At 73.0% G+C, this 15,379-nt stretch carries 11 protein-coding genes; 6 read left to right on the forward strand and 5 right to left on the reverse strand.

The features are described 5' to 3' along the window. Positions 1 to 107: 107 nt before the first annotated feature. Together MHY49_RS06015 and MHY49_RS06020 are read right to left on the reverse strand one after the other, a co-directional pair. Positions 108 to 2,201 (reverse strand): hypothetical protein, encoded by a 2,094-nt coding sequence (locus tag MHY49_RS06015; RefSeq protein WP_239203159.1) that lies wholly within the window; start codon positions 2,199 to 2,201, stop codon positions 108 to 110. A 1-nt stretch (position 2,202) separates the two neighbouring features. Continuing rightward, entirely contained in the window at positions 2,203 to 4,356 is a 2,154-nt protein-coding gene (locus MHY49_RS06020) for a hypothetical protein (RefSeq protein ID WP_239203160.1), read from the reverse strand. A 236-nt stretch (positions 4,357 to 4,592) separates the two neighbouring features. On the opposite strand from MHY49_RS06020, the gene MHY49_RS06025 reads away from it, so the two are divergent. The 4 genes from MHY49_RS06025 to pheA are packed head-to-tail and all read left to right on the forward strand — an operon-like array spanning position 4,593 to position 7,217. Beyond that, the gene (locus tag MHY49_RS06025) at positions 4,593 to 4,892 is read left to right on the forward strand and encodes a Dabb family protein (protein ID WP_239203161.1); all 300 of its coding nucleotides are present in this window, start codon (positions 4,593 to 4,595) and stop codon (positions 4,890 to 4,892) included. A gap of 10 nt (positions 4,893 to 4,902) precedes the next feature. Next, on the forward strand, positions 4,903 to 5,658 hold the full coding sequence (locus tag MHY49_RS06030) for a GNAT family N-acetyltransferase (RefSeq protein WP_239203162.1): 756 nt from the start codon (positions 4,903 to 4,905) through the stop codon (positions 5,656 to 5,658). Beyond that, positions 5,636 to 6,208 (forward strand): GNAT family N-acetyltransferase, encoded by a 573-nt coding sequence (locus MHY49_RS06035; RefSeq protein ID WP_239203164.1) that lies wholly within the window; start codon positions 5,636 to 5,638, stop codon positions 6,206 to 6,208. Before MHY49_RS06030 ends, MHY49_RS06035 begins: the two co-directional genes overlap by 23 nt. A gap of 49 nt (positions 6,209 to 6,257) precedes the next feature. Beyond that, positions 6,258 to 7,217 carry a prephenate dehydratase gene (gene pheA, locus MHY49_RS06040; protein ID WP_239203165.1) on the forward strand — a complete coding sequence of 320 codons (960 nt, stop codon included), beginning with the start codon at positions 6,258 to 6,260 and terminating at the stop codon, positions 7,215 to 7,217. Here pheA and MHY49_RS06045 read toward each other — a convergent pair. Next, positions 7,201 to 8,490 (reverse strand): diacylglycerol kinase family protein, encoded by a 1,290-nt coding sequence (locus MHY49_RS06045; RefSeq protein WP_239203166.1) that lies wholly within the window; start codon positions 8,488 to 8,490, stop codon positions 7,201 to 7,203. The two genes, pheA and MHY49_RS06045, sit on opposite strands and share 17 nt — an antisense overlap. Before the next feature lie 47 nt (positions 8,491 to 8,537). Continuing rightward, a complete protein-coding gene (locus tag MHY49_RS06050; RefSeq protein WP_239203167.1) occupies positions 8,538 to 10,100 on the reverse strand; it encodes an HNH endonuclease in 1,563 nt (520 codons plus the stop codon). 411 nt (positions 10,101 to 10,511) lie between these two features. Here MHY49_RS06050 and serS point away from each other — a divergent pair, with 411 nt between their 5' ends. Both serS and MHY49_RS06060 read left to right on the forward strand, forming a co-directional pair. Further along, complete coding sequence (gene serS, locus MHY49_RS06055) at positions 10,512 to 11,774, forward strand: serine--tRNA ligase (protein ID WP_239203168.1); 1,263 nt, start codon at positions 10,512 to 10,514, stop codon at positions 11,772 to 11,774. Position 11,775: 1 nt separating this feature from the next. Then, positions 11,776 to 12,783: an HAD family hydrolase gene (locus MHY49_RS06060; RefSeq protein ID WP_239203169.1), complete on the forward strand. Its 1,008-nt coding sequence runs from the start codon at positions 11,776 to 11,778 to the stop codon at positions 12,781 to 12,783. A 12-nt stretch (positions 12,784 to 12,795) separates the two neighbouring features. Here the strand turns inward: MHY49_RS06060 and MHY49_RS06065 are convergent, their stop codons facing one another. Then, entirely contained in the window at positions 12,796 to 15,354 is a 2,559-nt protein-coding gene (locus MHY49_RS06065; protein ID WP_239203170.1) for an excinuclease ABC subunit UvrA, read from the reverse strand. Positions 15,355 to 15,379 lie beyond the last annotated feature (25 nt).

Raw genomic sequence — 15,379 nt, forward strand, 5'->3', positions numbered from 1 at the left:
ACCTCGGACGCTCGGGCGGGAGCCGCACACGCTGCGCGGTGCCCCGTCCGCCCTCCGCCTCCGCGGTCCGACGCACCACCTGCCCTCCGCGCCACCTGCGCGCCGCGTCACCCGCCGACCGGGGCATCCTCCCGGGCGGGCAGCACGGCCGCGAGAGCGAGGATGCTGAGGCCCAGCACGGCGGCGATCAGCACCGGTCCCGTGTCGTTCACCGCGTAGCCCAGCCACCCGCCCGCTACCAGCGCGATCCGGACCGAGCGCCCGCTCGGATGCTCCTCGTCCAGCTGCTCGAGCGCACGCCAGTGCAGGCGGCGCGGCATGAGGATCGCGACCGAGCCGAGCACCGCTGCGAGCACCACCAGCGCGAGCCCCGGGTAGTCCACGAGCATCTGCAGGTTCTGACCGAGCTTGCGCAGCACCACCGTCCCGAGTCCGCCCGAGAGCACATCGTCGATGAATCGACCCAGGTGGGAGCGGGAAGCCGGCGGACGCAGCCAGTCGAGCACCGACACCCCGACCACGGCGACCGCGCCCGCCGCATACAGTCCCAGCACGTGCCACCAGCGCAGCGGGATGCCGGAGACGAGCAGGGCGAGCAGCCCGAACGTCGGCACGCACACGAGCATCGAGCCGAAATCCGCGCCCATCGACGGCGCGACGCACGCCGCTGAGACCACCACGCCCGTCGCCACCGTCGCGATCACCCGGGCGCGCGGGGTGCGCAGGCGCGTGAACAGGCAGCCCAGGGCGGCGAGCGTACCCGCGAGCACCATGCCGAACAGGTGGTTCGAGAGCCCGTAGAAGCGCGCCCCGGAGATGGCGTTCGCACCCAGGGGGGACCCCGTCTGCCACGGTGAGCCGAGCGCCGACTCGAGCAGGATGAGGCCCGCGACCAGGCCGAACGCGACCCCCGGAGGTCCGAAGCGCGAGCGCCGCCAGGGGCCGGCGAGCACCACCGCGGCCAGCACCGCCGACCCGGCCCACACCACGCCCGTCAGCGCCAGCGCCGGGTGCTCGGCCCGCCACCACGGCACGAGCGTGGACATGAGCGCGACCGGGAAGCACAGCGGCGCGATCGCGAGCAGCGAGCGAGCCGCGTGCCGCAGGCGATCGCGGCGGCGCAGCGGCGTGATCAGCAGCAGGACGAGCCCGACGGCCCCGAACGCCAGCCAGGAGAAGAACGCCGGGGGCGAGGCGCCGTCCACGAGCCGCGCGGCGAGCGAGCGGTCCAGCGCGAGCTGCTGGGGGTCGACGCGGGTGTCCACCCCCTCGAAGGACTGCCCGGGCAGGGTGAGCGTCGGCTCGACGCCGTGGCTCTCGAGCACGGTGGGCAGCACATCGGTGAGCACGACGAGCCCGTTCTGATGGGTGGATCCGCTGGACAGCGCCTCACCGGGGCGGCCGGTGTCCATCGCGACCTGCAGGCCGGCGGTGCGCGAGGCGATCGACCCCTGGGTCTCGACGGCCGCGGGATCGGCCGGGTCGGTCGCCGCGACGGAGACCAGCAGGGTGCGGGGGAGGTCCGCGGCCCCCGCCGCGGAGCCCGCCGCGGAACCGGACGCGCACCCGCCTGCCGCGTCGAGCACCTCCCCGGCGCGCTCGTCCAGCGCAGTGAGATCCGAGGGAGTGGACGAGCCGAGATCGACGAGGAGCACGCCGGAGTCTGCGTCTACGGCACCATCGCCATCGAGCGCCGCGCTGATGCGGCCGACGGGGACGTCCTCGCTCGCGTCGATCTCCGTGGTGCCGCCGGGGATGCGGGCGAGCTGGTCGGTGGGCGGGTTCGGGACGCCGGCGCTCGACGGGGCCGTCGCGGCGAGCCCGCGGAAGCCGGTGCGCAGCGTCTCCTCTCCCTGCCGCTTCGTGGAGACCACGGTGGTCGAGGTCGTGTTCATGGCTCCCACGCCGGCGTTCTCGGCGAGGCACTGCAGATGAGGGGTCGTCTCCTCGGACACGTCCTCCCAGCTCAGACCCGAGGTCACCAGGACCATGCGGACCGGTGCGCTCGACGCGCCTGCGTCCGCTCCGTCGTCGGCCCGTGCGGGTCCCGTCGGCCCGAGGAGTGCCGCGGCCGTCGCCAGCAGCACACACATCGCCGCGAGGACGACCGGACGCGGGAGGAGACGCCGCGAGCCCCTCGGCGTCGGCCCCGCGAGCCCGCGGGGGAACGCGCGCGGAAGGGACGGACGGGGGAACAGCACGTCAGCGATGGTATGCGGCCGTCCCGGGAGGAGCCTCACCGTCGGACTCGCCGGTATCGCCACGCGCGCCGACCACCGGATCCGGGAGCATCGCCGCGATCAGCGGCAGCGAGACCACGAGCGCGGCGAGCAGCAGCATCGCCCCGGTGTCGTTCGTCGCATATCCAATCCACGCCCCGACGCCGAGCGCGATGCGCACGGGCCGGGCGGCGGGATGCCGGGCGTCGAAGGCCGCGAGGCGCACCATGTGCGCGCGGGTGGGGACGAGCGAGCACAGCCAGAGCACGGCGGCGAGCAGCAGCACGCCCAGGAGAGGCCAGAACGTGGTGACCTGGTCGATGTTCTGCTGCGCCTTGCTGGCGACCACGTCGAACAGCTCGCCGGAGAGCACCTGGTCCACGAACCGGCCCAGGTGCGTGCGCTGCGCGGGCGGGCGCAGCCAGTCGAGCACCGAGATGCCGCCGACGGCCACCACCGCCGCCCCGCCGACCGCGAGCAGATGCCACCAGCGCACGCGGATCCCGCTCAGCATGAGGGCGAGCAGACCGAGCGCGGGGACCAGCACGAGCACGCCGCCGAAATCGGCGCCCATCGTCGGCGCGGCGCTCACGCCCATCACCACGATCCCGATCGCGATCACGGCGAGCACTCGCGTGCGCGGACGAGCGAGCCGTGCGCACACGGCGAGCAGCGCGATCATCGTGCCCGCCAGCACCATTCCCGAGAGGTGGTTGGAGATGCCGTAGAAGCGTCCGCCGCGGATCGCCTGCGCCCCGAGCGGGGAGCCCAGCTGCAGCTGGGAACCGGTCGCGGACTCCGCGAGGACGGCCAGCGCGAGCAGCGCCCCCGCGGCGCCGGCGGGGCCGTAGCGGACACGGCGCCAGGGGCCGAGCAGCGCGATCGCCGAGAGCACGAGGGCGAATCCCCACACCACGGCGGTGAGCGCGAGCGCGGGGTGCTCGGCCCTCCACCAGGGCACGGCCCCTGCGAGCAGGCCCGCGGCCGGTCCGAGAGGGAGGCACACGGCTGCGGCGCGCGCGGCAGCGGACAGGCGGCGGCGCGCCGCAAGACGGGGGACGAGCAGCACCAGGAGCCCGAGCGCCGGCAGCACCAGCCAGGATCCCAGCGCCCACCACGTCGCCCCGTCGACCAGCACGTTCGCGGCCGAGCGGTCGGTGGCCAGGCGGATGCCGGCGGTGTCGCGGACGACGGCATCGGTCGCGCCCGCGCCCGACCCGTCCGCGCCCGACCCGTCGGCGCGCGCCGGGGTTCCCTCGAAGACCTGCCCGGGAAGTCCCTCGGGGGTGCTCTCGCCGTGGCTTGCGAGGATCGTCGGCACCACGTCGGTGAGCAGCACGACTCCGTCCTGATGGGTGGATCCGCTGGTCAGCGAGCCGCTCGCGAAACCGGAGTCCATCACGACCTGCAGTCGGTCAGGTCCGGGCGCGGGGGAGCGGCCCTCCTCGACCGCCTCGGAGTCCTCGGGATCGTAGGGGGCGACGGAGACCAGAAGCACCCGCCCCATCGACGCGCTGTCGCAGCCGCCGACGGCATCGAGCTGCTTCCCGACCTCCTCGTCGAGAGCGGCGAGGGCGCGGCCGCGCTCCGAGTCGGGGGCGACGGGGTCCTCGTCGGCCCCGCGTGCGGGCAGCGAGTCCAGGGAGACGACCTCGGGGGCGTTGGGCAGCGCGGAGACCAGGTCCTCCGCGGGCTGCGGTGAGCGCGAGGTCCGGTGGGACTGGGATGCGAGGCCCAGATAGCCGCTGGTCAGCGTCTCCATGCCCTGACGACGCGTGGGTGTCAGCGGCGTCATCGAGCCGACGCTCATCGCGGCGGTCCCCGAGCGCTCGGCGAGGCACAGGAGGTGCGGGGTCGCCTCGGAGATGTCCTCCCAGTTCAGCCCCGCGGTCGCCAGGACGAGCTCGACGGGCTGCTCCGAGGGGCCCTGCGCGGCGGGGGCTGCGGGAACTGCGGGCGCTGCGGGCGCTGCCACGCCGTCCGCGCGGGCCGATGCGGGGGCGAGCACGGGGAGCAGCACGGAGACGAACAGGGCGAGCGCGAGGGCGAGCGCGAGAGGGCGGGCGGCGCGGTCAAGGCGCCGGGGCGCGCGTGCCGGGGCCGAGCTCGGGCCGATGGCCGACGGAGGGAAGGTCACCGGATGATCGTAGAAGGCGGAGCCGGACCGCCGCTCACGCCGCCGGCCCGGACGCGGCCGTCCGAGGGCGAGTCCGCACTGCGCGGCGTGAGATCGCGCGGTGGGGACCGCGGGTGGGCCGGTAGATTGCCCACGATCGCGGGCGATGCCGCCCGACCACTGCTCGGCGCGGCCCCCGCTGGGTCCGGCCCCGCCTGCCGTGACCTCCGCTTCGGCCCGTCTCCGAGGAGCCCTGCATGATCCTCCACACCGTCTGCTTCACCCTCGCGCACGCGCCCGGCTCCGACGAGGAGCAGGCCTTCCTCGACGAGGCGCGACGCATCCTGCCCGCGGTCCCCGGCGTCGAGGAGTTCACGGCCTCCCGGCAGGTCGGCGAGCAGAGCGACTTCCGCTTCCAGTTCGCCATGCGCTTCGCCGACCAGGACGCGTACGCCGCCTACGACGCACATCCGGACCACCAGGGCTTCGTCGCCGAGCGGTGGAAGAGCGAGGTCGCGGCCTTCCAGGAGTTCGACTTCGTCCCCCTCGAGGGATGACGATCCTCTGATGGCGCGGGTGGAGGACGTCGATCGGCGCGGGCGGTCCGTGCGCCTCGAGCGCCTCGGGAGCTCTCATGCCGGAGCCATCCTCGCAGGTCAGGATCAGGTTCTCGCCCGGGAGGTCTTCGGCTGCCGCTGGGAGCCCGCAGAGCTCGCGGAGTTCCTCGAGCGCGCGGAGCGGTGGAGCACGGACGGGCCCGTGCGCGAGTTCGCCGCGCGTCAGGTCGCCGGCGGGAACGCCGACATCGACACCGACACCGGCATGAACGCGGGCACGGGCACGGGCACGGGCACGGGCACGGGCGCGGGCACGGACGCACACGCACGCAGTGCCTGCGGCGAGATCGTCGGCGGGGGAGGGCTGCACCTGCTGGGCCGCGGCCTCGAGCGCGGGCAGGCGGACATGAGCTATTGGGTGCTCGCTCCGCAACGACGGCACGGCTGGGGCGCCGCGATCGCCCGCGCGCTGCGGGACACCGCGAGGTCCGATCCGCGCATCCGCACGCTCGTCCTGCGCATCGCGCCGGAGAACGCGGCATCCCAGCACGTCGCGAGGGGAGCAGGCGCACGGCCGACGGGCCGGAGCGAGCGCCACCCCGGTGACGCGAGTCGGCGGGTCGAGCGCTGGGAGCTAGACCTCGACGACGAGCCCGAGCGCGACCCCGAGCGCGACCTCGACCCCGACCGCGACCTCGATCCCGACGACCGAGAGGCCGGCACAGCCCGTCTACGCTGGCCCGATGATCCGTCTGACCACCCCTGACCCCGCCCGCTTCGAGCCCTGGGCCGCGTGCGTGCGGGACTTCGCGGACGGGCCGATGGACGGCTCGGGCTATTTCGGAGGCTCGATCCCCGAACCCACCCCCGAGGAGTTCGCGCGCTATCTCGAGCTGCGCCTCGCCGAGGGCGACACGTCGATCCCTCCGGCGCCCGTGCGCGTGCACTGCTCGTACCGGTGGATCATCGACGAGACCTGGGAGGCGGGCGGACCACTGCTCGGGTTCCTCGCCGTGCGCCACCACCTCACCGGCTTCCTGCTCGCCCAGGGCGGGCACATCGGCTACTCGGTGCGTCCCTCCGCCCGCCGACGGGGCGTCGCGGGTGCAGCGCTCGCCGTCGGCCTCACGGAGGCCGCTGAGCTGGGCATCGATCCCGTGCTCGTCTGCTGCGCCGGGACCAACGAGGCCTCGCGACGCACCATCGAGCGCAACGGCGGGGTGTACGAGAGCTCGATCGCCGAGCACAGGCGGTACTGGTTCGGTCAGGGCCCCTGGCCGCAGGAGCCGGACGCGCAGGGAGCACCCGGCCGCTGAGCCCTGGACCGCGCCCACGCCGCGCGCCTGCCGCGGTTACCCTGCAGCCATGCGGTACGGATTCCTCGGCCCCGAGACCACCTTCACCCACCAGGCGCTCCTGCAGGCCCTCGCGGAGGCGCCCGACGAGCTGCGCGCCGAGGCCGAGCTGATCCCGTTCACGTCAGTCGCGACCGCGACCACGGCACTCGTGGACGGCGAGATCGACGCGATCACCGCGCCGATCGAGAACTCGGTCGAGGGCGGGGTGTCCGGCACGCTCGACGTCCTCGCCTCGCACGACCGGATCACGATCGTCGCCGAGCAGATCGTCCCGATCACCTTCGTGCTCGCCGCCAAGCGGCAGATGGACCTGTCCGAGGTGCGCGCCGTCGCTTCCCACACCCACGCGCAGGCGCAGGTCCAGGGGTGGATCCGCGAGAACCTGCCGGGCGCCGCGATCGAGCCGGCCTCCTCGACCGCCGGGGCCGCCCAGGCCATCGCCGACGCGAGCGAGACGGAGGCCGAGGGGCTCGCCGCGATCTGCTCACCGCTGGCCGCGGAGCACTTCGGGCTCCAGGTCCTCGCCCGCGGCATCGAGGACACCAAGGGCGCCCAGACCCGCTTCGTCATCGTCACCCGCAACAGCCGGATCCCGGCGCGCACCGGGGCGGACAAGACGACGCTCGTCGTCCACCTCCCGCACAACCGCTCGGGCGCTCTGCTGGAGATGCTCGAGCAGTTCAGCGCCAACGGTGTGAACCTCTCCCGCATCGAGTCCCGGCCCATCGGCGACGCGCTGGGCCGCTACTCCTTCTCCATCGACGCCGAGGGGCATCTCGAGGACCGTCGCGTCGCCAGCGCTCTGCGCGGACTGCACCGCATGTGCCCGCAGGTCATCTACCTGGGGTCCTATCCGCGCGCGGATCAGCAGCGGTCGACGGTCGACGTCGCCACGGCCGACGACTCCTACGACGACGCGAGCCGCTGGGTGGGCGAGCTCAGCAGGATGATCACGCCCGTCCCGTGACGGACTCGTCCGACGGCACCTGCCCGGATTCGGATGTCTCCGGCTCGGTGGCCGTCGGGGCGGTCGGGTCCGTCGGATCGGTCGGGTCCATCGGATCCTCCCCGCCGTCGATCTGATCAGATTCCGTGACGTGCGGCCCGACCTGCTGCCGGTCGGTCTCGACCGCTCGGTCCGCGACGCTGGCCGGCGTGCGCATGATCAGCGCGCCGGGATCGACCTCGGCGAGCAGATGGGTCGCCTTCCCCTCCGTGTCGCCGTCGAGCTGCACGGGCTGCGGCTTGGTCGTCACCACGCTCACGCTCGTGGTGAGCGCCTGCTCCATCGTGGAGAGCTGGGGCTTGGGGTGCAGCGCCGGCTGGACGAGACGCGCGATGATCTGGCTGAGCCCCGCGGCACCCCGCCACGAGAGCACCAGCACGTCGAGGCGATGATTGTCCACCGTCGCGTCGGGCATGAGGACGATGCCGCCGGGCAGACGCCCCACGTTGCCGATCAGCACGGTGCGGGCGTCGACGTCGACGCTGTGGCCGGAAGGGGTCGTGATCCGCGCCGAGAACGCGCGGCCCACGATCTTGTCGAGCCCGGCGACCACGTAGGCGGGCCAGCCGATGCGCCTCTTCATCTTCGGATTCGTCGCGCCGATGACCTCGGCATCCGCTCCCACACCGGCGATCACGAGGAACGCCCGCTTCTGCGCCGTCGAGATCTCCGACGAGGAGCTGCCGGTGCGCATCCAGCCCATGTCGACCATGCTGTCGGCTCCCAGCAGGGCGACCCGCAGCGCCTTCTCGAGGTCGTCGAGGGGGAGGTCGAGGTTGCGGGCGAGCAGGTTGCCGGTGCCCACGGGCAGGATCGCCATCCGAACACCCGAGTGGGCGAGGGCCGAGGCGACCTCGCGCACCGTGCCGTCGCCGCCCGCCGCGATCACCAGGTCGGCCCCGTCCTCCAGGGCCTGTGCGGCCTGGCCGCGGCCGGGGTCCTCGCGCGTGGTGTCGTGGAAGTGCAGCTCGATGCCGAGCAGCCGCTCGGAGATCGTGCGCAGGCGCTCGCGGAACTGCTCGGGGTCGTCATGCTTCGACGGATTCATGACCACGGCCACGCGGGAGAACGACGCGCCCTCGCTCGCGAGCACCGCGCGGTCCGCACGAGCGCGCGCGAGATCGTCCACCTGGCGGCGCTGAGCGCGGACGTGCACGAGCACCACCGCCAGCAGCACGACGACGACCACGCTGAGGGCGATCGAGACGATCGCGAGGACGGTGCTCAGATCCATGGGCCGAGACTACCTGGGCCGATGGTGCGACGAGCGACGGGCAGCATTCACCCGCTGGGTGCGGAAGGACCGCCGAGCCGGTCCTCCTCGGGGTGCGCCTCGACGGAGTGGTCGTCGTGCCGCGAGGCGGTGTCCAGATCGGGCCGCGGCCAACGCAGCGGGGGAGGGACGCTGGTGAATGTGCGGCCGGTGGGAGTCGTGAGGCGGAGGGCGCGATCAGGAGGTGGCTCCGGTCCCGCGGGCGCGTCGAGTGGCCCCGATCCGACAGGGTGCACCGATCCCTCGGGTGGCCCCGATCCGTCGTGCCCGCCGGCGGCGCCGGTCCTGATCTCCTCGATCCAGCCCTGGGTCTCCATGAGGTAGTTGCACGATTCGCACAGGCCCGCGCCGTTGTCGATGCGGGTGGCGCCGCCGTCGGCGTAGCTCTCGACGTGGTCGATGTGGCGGATGCTCGCCTCGCACCAGGGGGTGCGGCACCGCTGGTCCGCGATCTCGATGAAGCGACGGTCCGGACCGGAGAAGCGGCGGCGCGTGTCGTCGGCCGCGGTGAGGCGTCCGCTGATCGGGTCGGTGAGCAGGCGGCGCACGAAGCGCTGCGCCGTCGAGTCGTCCTCCGGATCGCCGTGGAGCGCGAAGCGGCGGGCGATGCCGGCGGGCACGGGGTGGCCGTCGATCCAGGCGACGTCGTCGGCCTCGTCCAGCAGCGTCTTGTCGGTCATCATCAGCTGGATCTCGACGCCCATGCTCCCCGGTTCCTGCTGGCCGGTGACGCGGGCGACCAGGGCGTCGGCCATGTGCTGACCACGGGTGCCCTCGATACCCTGGGAGCGAGCGGTCGAGGCGGCCCGGTCCAGCACCTTGTACACGGCGACGCCCTCGGCGAGCGGCAGCAGGGCGCTCAGCCGCACGGTCGAGCCGGAGGCGGGACGGATCGAGACGTGCCGCTCGGAGATCTCGCGCTCGTGGCGGGCGAGGGCTGCGGCCTGATCGAGCTCGTCGGCGCGCGCTCGAGCGAGCACGCCGGCACGGGTGGGGGAGACCTCCGGCAGCTGGGCGGAGATGTCACGGTCCACGCGGGCGCGGTCCTCGTCGTCGAGGCAGATGACGCCCTTGGCGACCTCATCGGCCGCCCAGGTGCAGATCTCGCCGCGCGCGAGGAGATCCAGAGTCCTCGGCATCGACTCGACGACCACCCGCTCGAGGGCCAGATGGTTCCGGGTGCGGGCGGGCGAGGCACGACGGACGAGCGCGATCTCCTCCGCGACACCCTTCCCGAGGTCCTTGCGGGGCACGCCGTCGGCCCGCTGCTGGGCGATGCGCCCGGTGCGGAAGGCGACCGATGCGCTCATCTGGGTCGCACCCGCCAGGGCGAGGATCTGCTCGCTGATCTCGATCGACGCGAGCAGGGATTCGATGCCGATGGGCGTCGCGGAGTCAGATGCGCTCGAGGCACCACCCGGCGCACTATTGGGCGCCGGACTCAGGAGGGAGAACGCCCGCGTGAGGGTGGCATGGGCCTGGGCGAGGAGCTGTGCCGGATCCTCCGATCGCACCAGCCCCAGCGAGGGCCCAGCGGTCTCCGCACCGCGCGTCGCCGTCGACGTCATCATCCACACCTCCCCTCCAGGTCCTGTTCCAGATCGGTCCTCGTGCTCGCCGCTCCGCGCGGTGAACACGCATAAATCTCACTTCACCTGCGGCGATCCTTCTGATGCCTCGAGCCTACGGACCCTCCGATCCCCTGGGAACGGCACCCCGGAGAATGTGGATAACTCGGAGAAAACGGGCGCAGTGCGGCGGGACGATCCTCTGACCTGCCGTCCGCCAGTCCTCCACAATCGGCCGCAGGATCGAACGCGTGCACGGGATCCGCCGCGGGCCGTCGCTGCGCATCCGCGCCTCACCACGCCCTTCACCTCGGTCCTCACCTCGCCCTCACCACTCCCCATCGACCTGTTCCCCGCATCCCATCCCGTCCCGGGCGCACGGCTCCGCCCCCGCGCCCCGGTACCCTGGAGCGCATGATCGATCTGCGGCTCCTGCGCGAGAACCCCGACCTGGTCCGTGACGCACAGAAGGCCCGTCGGCGCGACCCCTCCACCGTCGATGCCGTGCTCGCGGCCGATTCGCGCTGGCGCGAGGCGACCACGTCCTTCGAGAACGCGCGCGCCGAGCAGAAGGCCTTCGGCAAGCAGGTCGCCAAGGCGCAGGGCGAGGAGAAGCAGCAGCTCCTCGCGCAGGTCAAGGACCTCGCCGCCCGCGTGAAGGATCTCGAGGCGCAGGCGCACACCGCCGCCGACGAGCGCGAGGCCGCCCTGCGGGTCATCCCGAACATCTCCGAGGGCGCCCCCGAGGGCCTCGAGGAGGACTTCGTGGTCCGCGAGGTCGTGGGCGAGAACCCGACCTTCGACTTCCCCGTCAAGGACCACCTCGAGATCGCCGAGGGCCTGCGCGCGCTCGACATGGCGCGCGGCGCGAAGGTCTCCGGCGCCCGCTTCTACTTCCTGCGCGGCATCGGCGCGCAGCTCGAGCTCGCCATCCTCAACGCGGCGATCGACCAGGCCACCAAGGCCGGGTTCACCCCGATGATCACGCCCACCCTGGTGCTGCCGGAGTCGATGGAGGGCACCGGGTTCCTCGGTGAGCACGCCGACGAGGTCTACCACCTCGACAAGGACGACGACCTCTACCTCGTGGGCACGAGCGAGGTCGCGCTCGCGAGCTACCACCGCGACGAGATCCTCGACCTCTCCGACGGGCCCCTGCGCTACGCGGGCTGGTCGACCTGCTACCGCCGCGAGGCCGGCAGCTACGGCAAGGACACCCGCGGCATCATCCGCGTCCACCAGTTCCAGAAGGTCGAGATGTTCTCGTTCTGCCGGATCGAGGACTCCTACGCCGAGCACGAGCGCCTGCTGGACTGGGAGCGGGAGATGATGGCGAGGATCGACGTGCCCTACCGCATCATCGACACCGCCGCCGGGGACCTCGGCACGAGCGCGGCCCGCAAGTTCGACTGCGAGGCCTGGGTGCCCAGCCAGGACACCTACCGCGAGCTCACCTCGACCTCGAACACGACCCAGTTCCAGGCGCGCCGGCTGAACATCCGCGAGCGCACCGAGGACGGACTGCGACCCGTCGCGACCCTCAACGGGACGCTCGGGACCACGCGCTTCATCGTCGCGATCCTCGAGAACCACCAGCAGGCCGACGGCTCCGTGGTGGTGCCGGAGGGTCTGCGCCCGTACCTCGGCGGCCGCGAGGTCTTCGAGGTGCAGTCCTGACATGGGGCGTGGACGCTCCCGCACCTCGGGCCTGCTGCCCAGCGCGCTGCGGCGCCTGGGCCGGGGCCTGCGACGCCTGCCCTTCACCCGTTCGTCAGACGCACCTGACAGGCTCGAGGCCATGACCGTGACGGAGACCGAGAACGACCGCATCGCCCGCGTCGAGCACGTGCGCACCCGGTTGCGCGACAGGCTCGCCCCCCTGCGGGGCGCTGAGGACGGCAGCGTTCTGTTCGGCCTCGACGTCGACGGGACCCTCGTGGACCACGACGGCGAGATGTCGCCCGGTGTGCACGACGCCCTGGTCGCCGCGGCGTCCGCGCAGCGCGTGGTGATCGCGACCGGGCGCTCGCTCGGCGCGACGCTCCCGATCGCCCGCATGGCCGGCGTCGAGCGCGGGTACGCGGTGTGCTCGAACGGCGCGGTGACGATCGAGCTCGACCCCTCGGCCGACGAGGGGTGGCGCGTCCTCGAGACCCGCGCCTTCCAGCCCGAGGAGGCCCTGCGCACCCTGCGCGAGGTCGCGCCGAACGCCCACTACGCCGTCGAGACCGTCGACGGCGCCTTCTACGCGACGCCCGGGTTCCAGGACGCGAGCTTCGGCGTCGAGGCGATCCCGACCGACCTCGACGAGCTGCTGGTCCTCGAGGCGGTGCGCGTGGTCGTCCACGTCCCCGACCTCACCCCGCAGGAGTTCGCGCAGCTCATCGACGAGTCCGGCGTCCATGGCGTGCAGTACGCGATCGGTTGGACGGCGTGGCTCGACATGGCCGCGCCGGGCGTCTCCAAGGCGACCGCGCTGGAGTCCGTGCGGGCGCGTCTGGACATCGAGACCTCGCGCACCGTGACCATCGGGGACGGCTTCAACGACGTCGAGATGCTGCGCTGGGCCGGCGCGGGGATCGCGATGGGCCAGGCGGTCGACGGGGTCAAGGACAGCGCCGACCTCGTGACCCTCGACGTCTGGAACGACGGGGCCGCCGAGGTCCTGCGCACCGTCGTCGACTGAGCGGCGGCCGGCTCAGCCCGCCGTGTGCGCGGCGAGCCAGCGCCCCGTCGCGGAGTCCTGGCACTGCGCGACCTGCGCGGGAGCGCCCGAGGCGACGATCCGCCCGCCGTCCTCGCCGGCGCCCGGGCCCAGGTCGATGACGTGATCGGCCTGCGCGACCACGCGCATGTCGTGCTCGACGACGATGACGCTCGAGCCGCCGTCCACGAGCCTGTTCAGCTCCGCGACCAGCAGGTCCACGTCCGCCGGATGGAGACCAGCGGTCGGCTCGTCCAGGAGGTGGGCGGTGTGTCCGCGCGCGGTGCGCTGCAGCTCGGTCGCGAGCTTGATGCGCTGGGCCTCGCCGCCGGAGAGCTCGGTCGCGCTCTGGCCGAGCGTGAGGTAGCCCAGGCCGATCGCGTCCAGCGCGTCGAGGGCGCGCATGATGCGGGCGTCGGACGAGAAGACCCCGCGGGCCTCGCGCACCGAGAGGTCCAGGACCTCGGCGATGGTCAACGAGTTCCAGGTGACCTCGAGGGTCTCGTCCGTGTACCGGGCGCCGTGGCAGTCGGGGCACGGGGTGAAGGTGCCGGGAAGGAACACGAGCTCGACCTCGATCTGCCCCTCGCCCTGGCAGGTGGGGCAGCGGCCCGCGGTGACGTTGAAGGAGAAGCGGCCGACGCCCCAGCCGCGCCGCCGGGCCTCCTCGGTGTCCGCGAACAGGCGGCGCACCCGGTCGAACAGGCCCGTGTACGTCGCGAGACATGAACGGGGAGTGCGTCCGATGGGCTTCTGGGTGATCCGCACCAGGCGGTCGATCTGCTCCGCACCGCGGACCTCCCGGACCCGCGGAGGCCGTTCGGCACCAGGGAGCGGGGCGTCGGGTTCCGCACTGCCCACCTCGTCCTCGTCGTCGTCCACGCTGGTGCGGACCGCCCCGCCGAGGACCCGCGCGAGGACGTCGCTGATCAGCGTGGTCTTCCCCGAACCGGAGACGCCGGTGATCGCCGTGAACGAGCCCAGCGGCACCTCGACGTCCATGTCATGGATCGTGCGCGCCTCGACACCGGTGAGGGTCAGACGACCCGTCGGCCGTCTGGCCTGATCAGCGGTGCGAAGGGGCGGCAGGGGCCGGCCGAGATGCGCGGCCGTGCGGGAGCCGGGGGCGTCCGCGAGCTGCGCGACCGGCCCCGAGTGCAGGATGCTGCCGCCCTCGACGCCCGCCCCGGGGCCCAGGTCGATCACCCAATCGGCCTTCTCGATCAGCCACATGTCGTGCTCGACGAGCAGCACCGAGTTCCCCTCGTCGAGGAAGCGGGAGAAGAGGTCCTGCAGCATCCCCTTCTCGCTGGGGTGGAGCCCGGCCGACGGCTCGTCGAGCACATAGGCGACGCCGAACAGGCCCGCGCGCAGCTGCGAGGCGAGGCGCAGGCGCTGCAGCTCGCCCGTGGACAGGGTGCGCGCGGGACGATCCAGCGTGAGGTGCCCGACCCCGAGGCCCACCATCGTGCGCAGCACCGGCAGCAGGTTCGGCAGCAGCAGGCGCTCGGCCTCCGCCTCGGGGGAGACGTCGTCGCGGTCGCTCGCCGCAGCCTCCGTCTCGTGCTCCATCCCGAGCTGCGTCGCGCGCTCCTCGCACATCGCCAGCACCTGCTGCGCGCTGCGCGCGAGGAGGTCGAAGATCGGCAGACCCAGGTACGTGACGCGCAGGGCATCGGCGTTCAGGCGATGCCCCTCGCACGCGGGGCACAGGGAGGTGTCGAGGTACCGCAGGGCGCGCTCGCGGGTCTTCTCGGAACCGGCCGCGGAGACCGCGTGCCGCAGGTAGCGGGCCACGGACTGCCAGCGGCCCTCGTAGGTGCGCTGCACCTGGTCGACGCCGCGCACGGGATGCACGGTGACCACGGGCTGCTCGTCGGTGAACAGGATCCACTCGCGCGCCTCACGGGGGATGTCGCGCCAGGGCACGTCCATGGGGGCGACGTCGAGGGTGGCGAGGATGTCGTGGAGGTTCTTGCCCATCCAGGCGCCCGGCCACGCCTGGATGGCGCCGTCGTCGATGCTGAGCGACGGGTCGGGGACCATCGAGCGCTCGGTGGGCTCGTGCAGCACGCCCGCGCCGCGGCAGACGGGGCACATGCCCTCGGTCGTGTTCGGGCTGAACGCCTCGGCGAGCAGTCGGCCGCCGTGAGCCGGGTGGCCGCGGGTGAGGACGTCGGCGGGATGAGCGCCGGCGCGGGCGTACAGCAGGCGGATCGCGTGGGAGAGCGTGGTCAGGGTGGCGACGGTGGAGCGTGCGCCGCCGCCGCTCGTGCGCTGCTCGAGGGCGACCGTGGGCGGCAGGCCGTGGAGGCTCTCGACGCGGGGGTCCATCGCGCTGCCGATGAGGCGTCGCGCGAACGGGGCGATCGACTCGAGGTATCGGCGCTGCGCCTCGCCGTGGATCGTGCCGAAGGCGAGGGAGGACTTCCCCGAACCGGACACACCGGTGAACGCGACGAGCTTCCCCCGCGGGAAGGACGTGCTCACATGGCGCAGGCTGTGCAGGTGCGCATCGTGCACGCGGACCAGGTCATCGTGGGCATCGGGCATGGTCGGACCGTAACAGGGCGGGCCG

Origin of the sequence: Brachybacterium sp. ACRRE (genome assembly GCF_022346485.1) — a bacterium.
Taxonomy (GTDB): domain Bacteria; phylum Actinomycetota; class Actinomycetes; order Actinomycetales; family Dermabacteraceae; genus Brachybacterium; species Brachybacterium halotolerans.

Excerpts from the sequence above, each read along its gene's own strand:
- MHY49_RS06025 (WP_239203161.1), top strand. The coding sequence starts at position 4,593 with ATGATCCTCCACACCGTCTGCTTCACCCTCGCGCACGCGCCCGGCTCC.
- MHY49_RS06030 (WP_239203162.1), top strand. The coding sequence starts at position 4,903 with ATGGCGCGGGTGGAGGACGTCGATCGGCGCGGGCGGTCCGTGCGCCTC.
- MHY49_RS06035 (WP_239203164.1), top strand. The coding sequence starts at position 5,636 with ATGATCCGTCTGACCACCCCTGACCCCGCCCGCTTCGAGCCCTGGGCC.
- pheA (WP_239203165.1), top strand. The coding sequence starts at position 6,258 with ATGCGGTACGGATTCCTCGGCCCCGAGACCACCTTCACCCACCAGGCG.
- MHY49_RS06045 (WP_239203166.1), bottom strand. The coding sequence starts at position 8,490 with ATGGATCTGAGCACCGTCCTCGCGATCGTCTCGATCGCCCTCAGCGTG.
- MHY49_RS06050 (WP_239203167.1), bottom strand. The coding sequence starts at position 10,100 with ATGATGACGTCGACGGCGACGCGCGGTGCGGAGACCGCTGGGCCCTCG.
- serS (WP_239203168.1), top strand. The coding sequence starts at position 10,512 with ATGATCGATCTGCGGCTCCTGCGCGAGAACCCCGACCTGGTCCGTGAC.
- MHY49_RS06060 (WP_239203169.1), top strand. The coding sequence starts at position 11,776 with ATGGGGCGTGGACGCTCCCGCACCTCGGGCCTGCTGCCCAGCGCGCTG.
- MHY49_RS06065 (WP_239203170.1), bottom strand. The coding sequence starts at position 15,354 with ATGCCCGATGCCCACGATGACCTGGTCCGCGTGCACGATGCGCACCTG.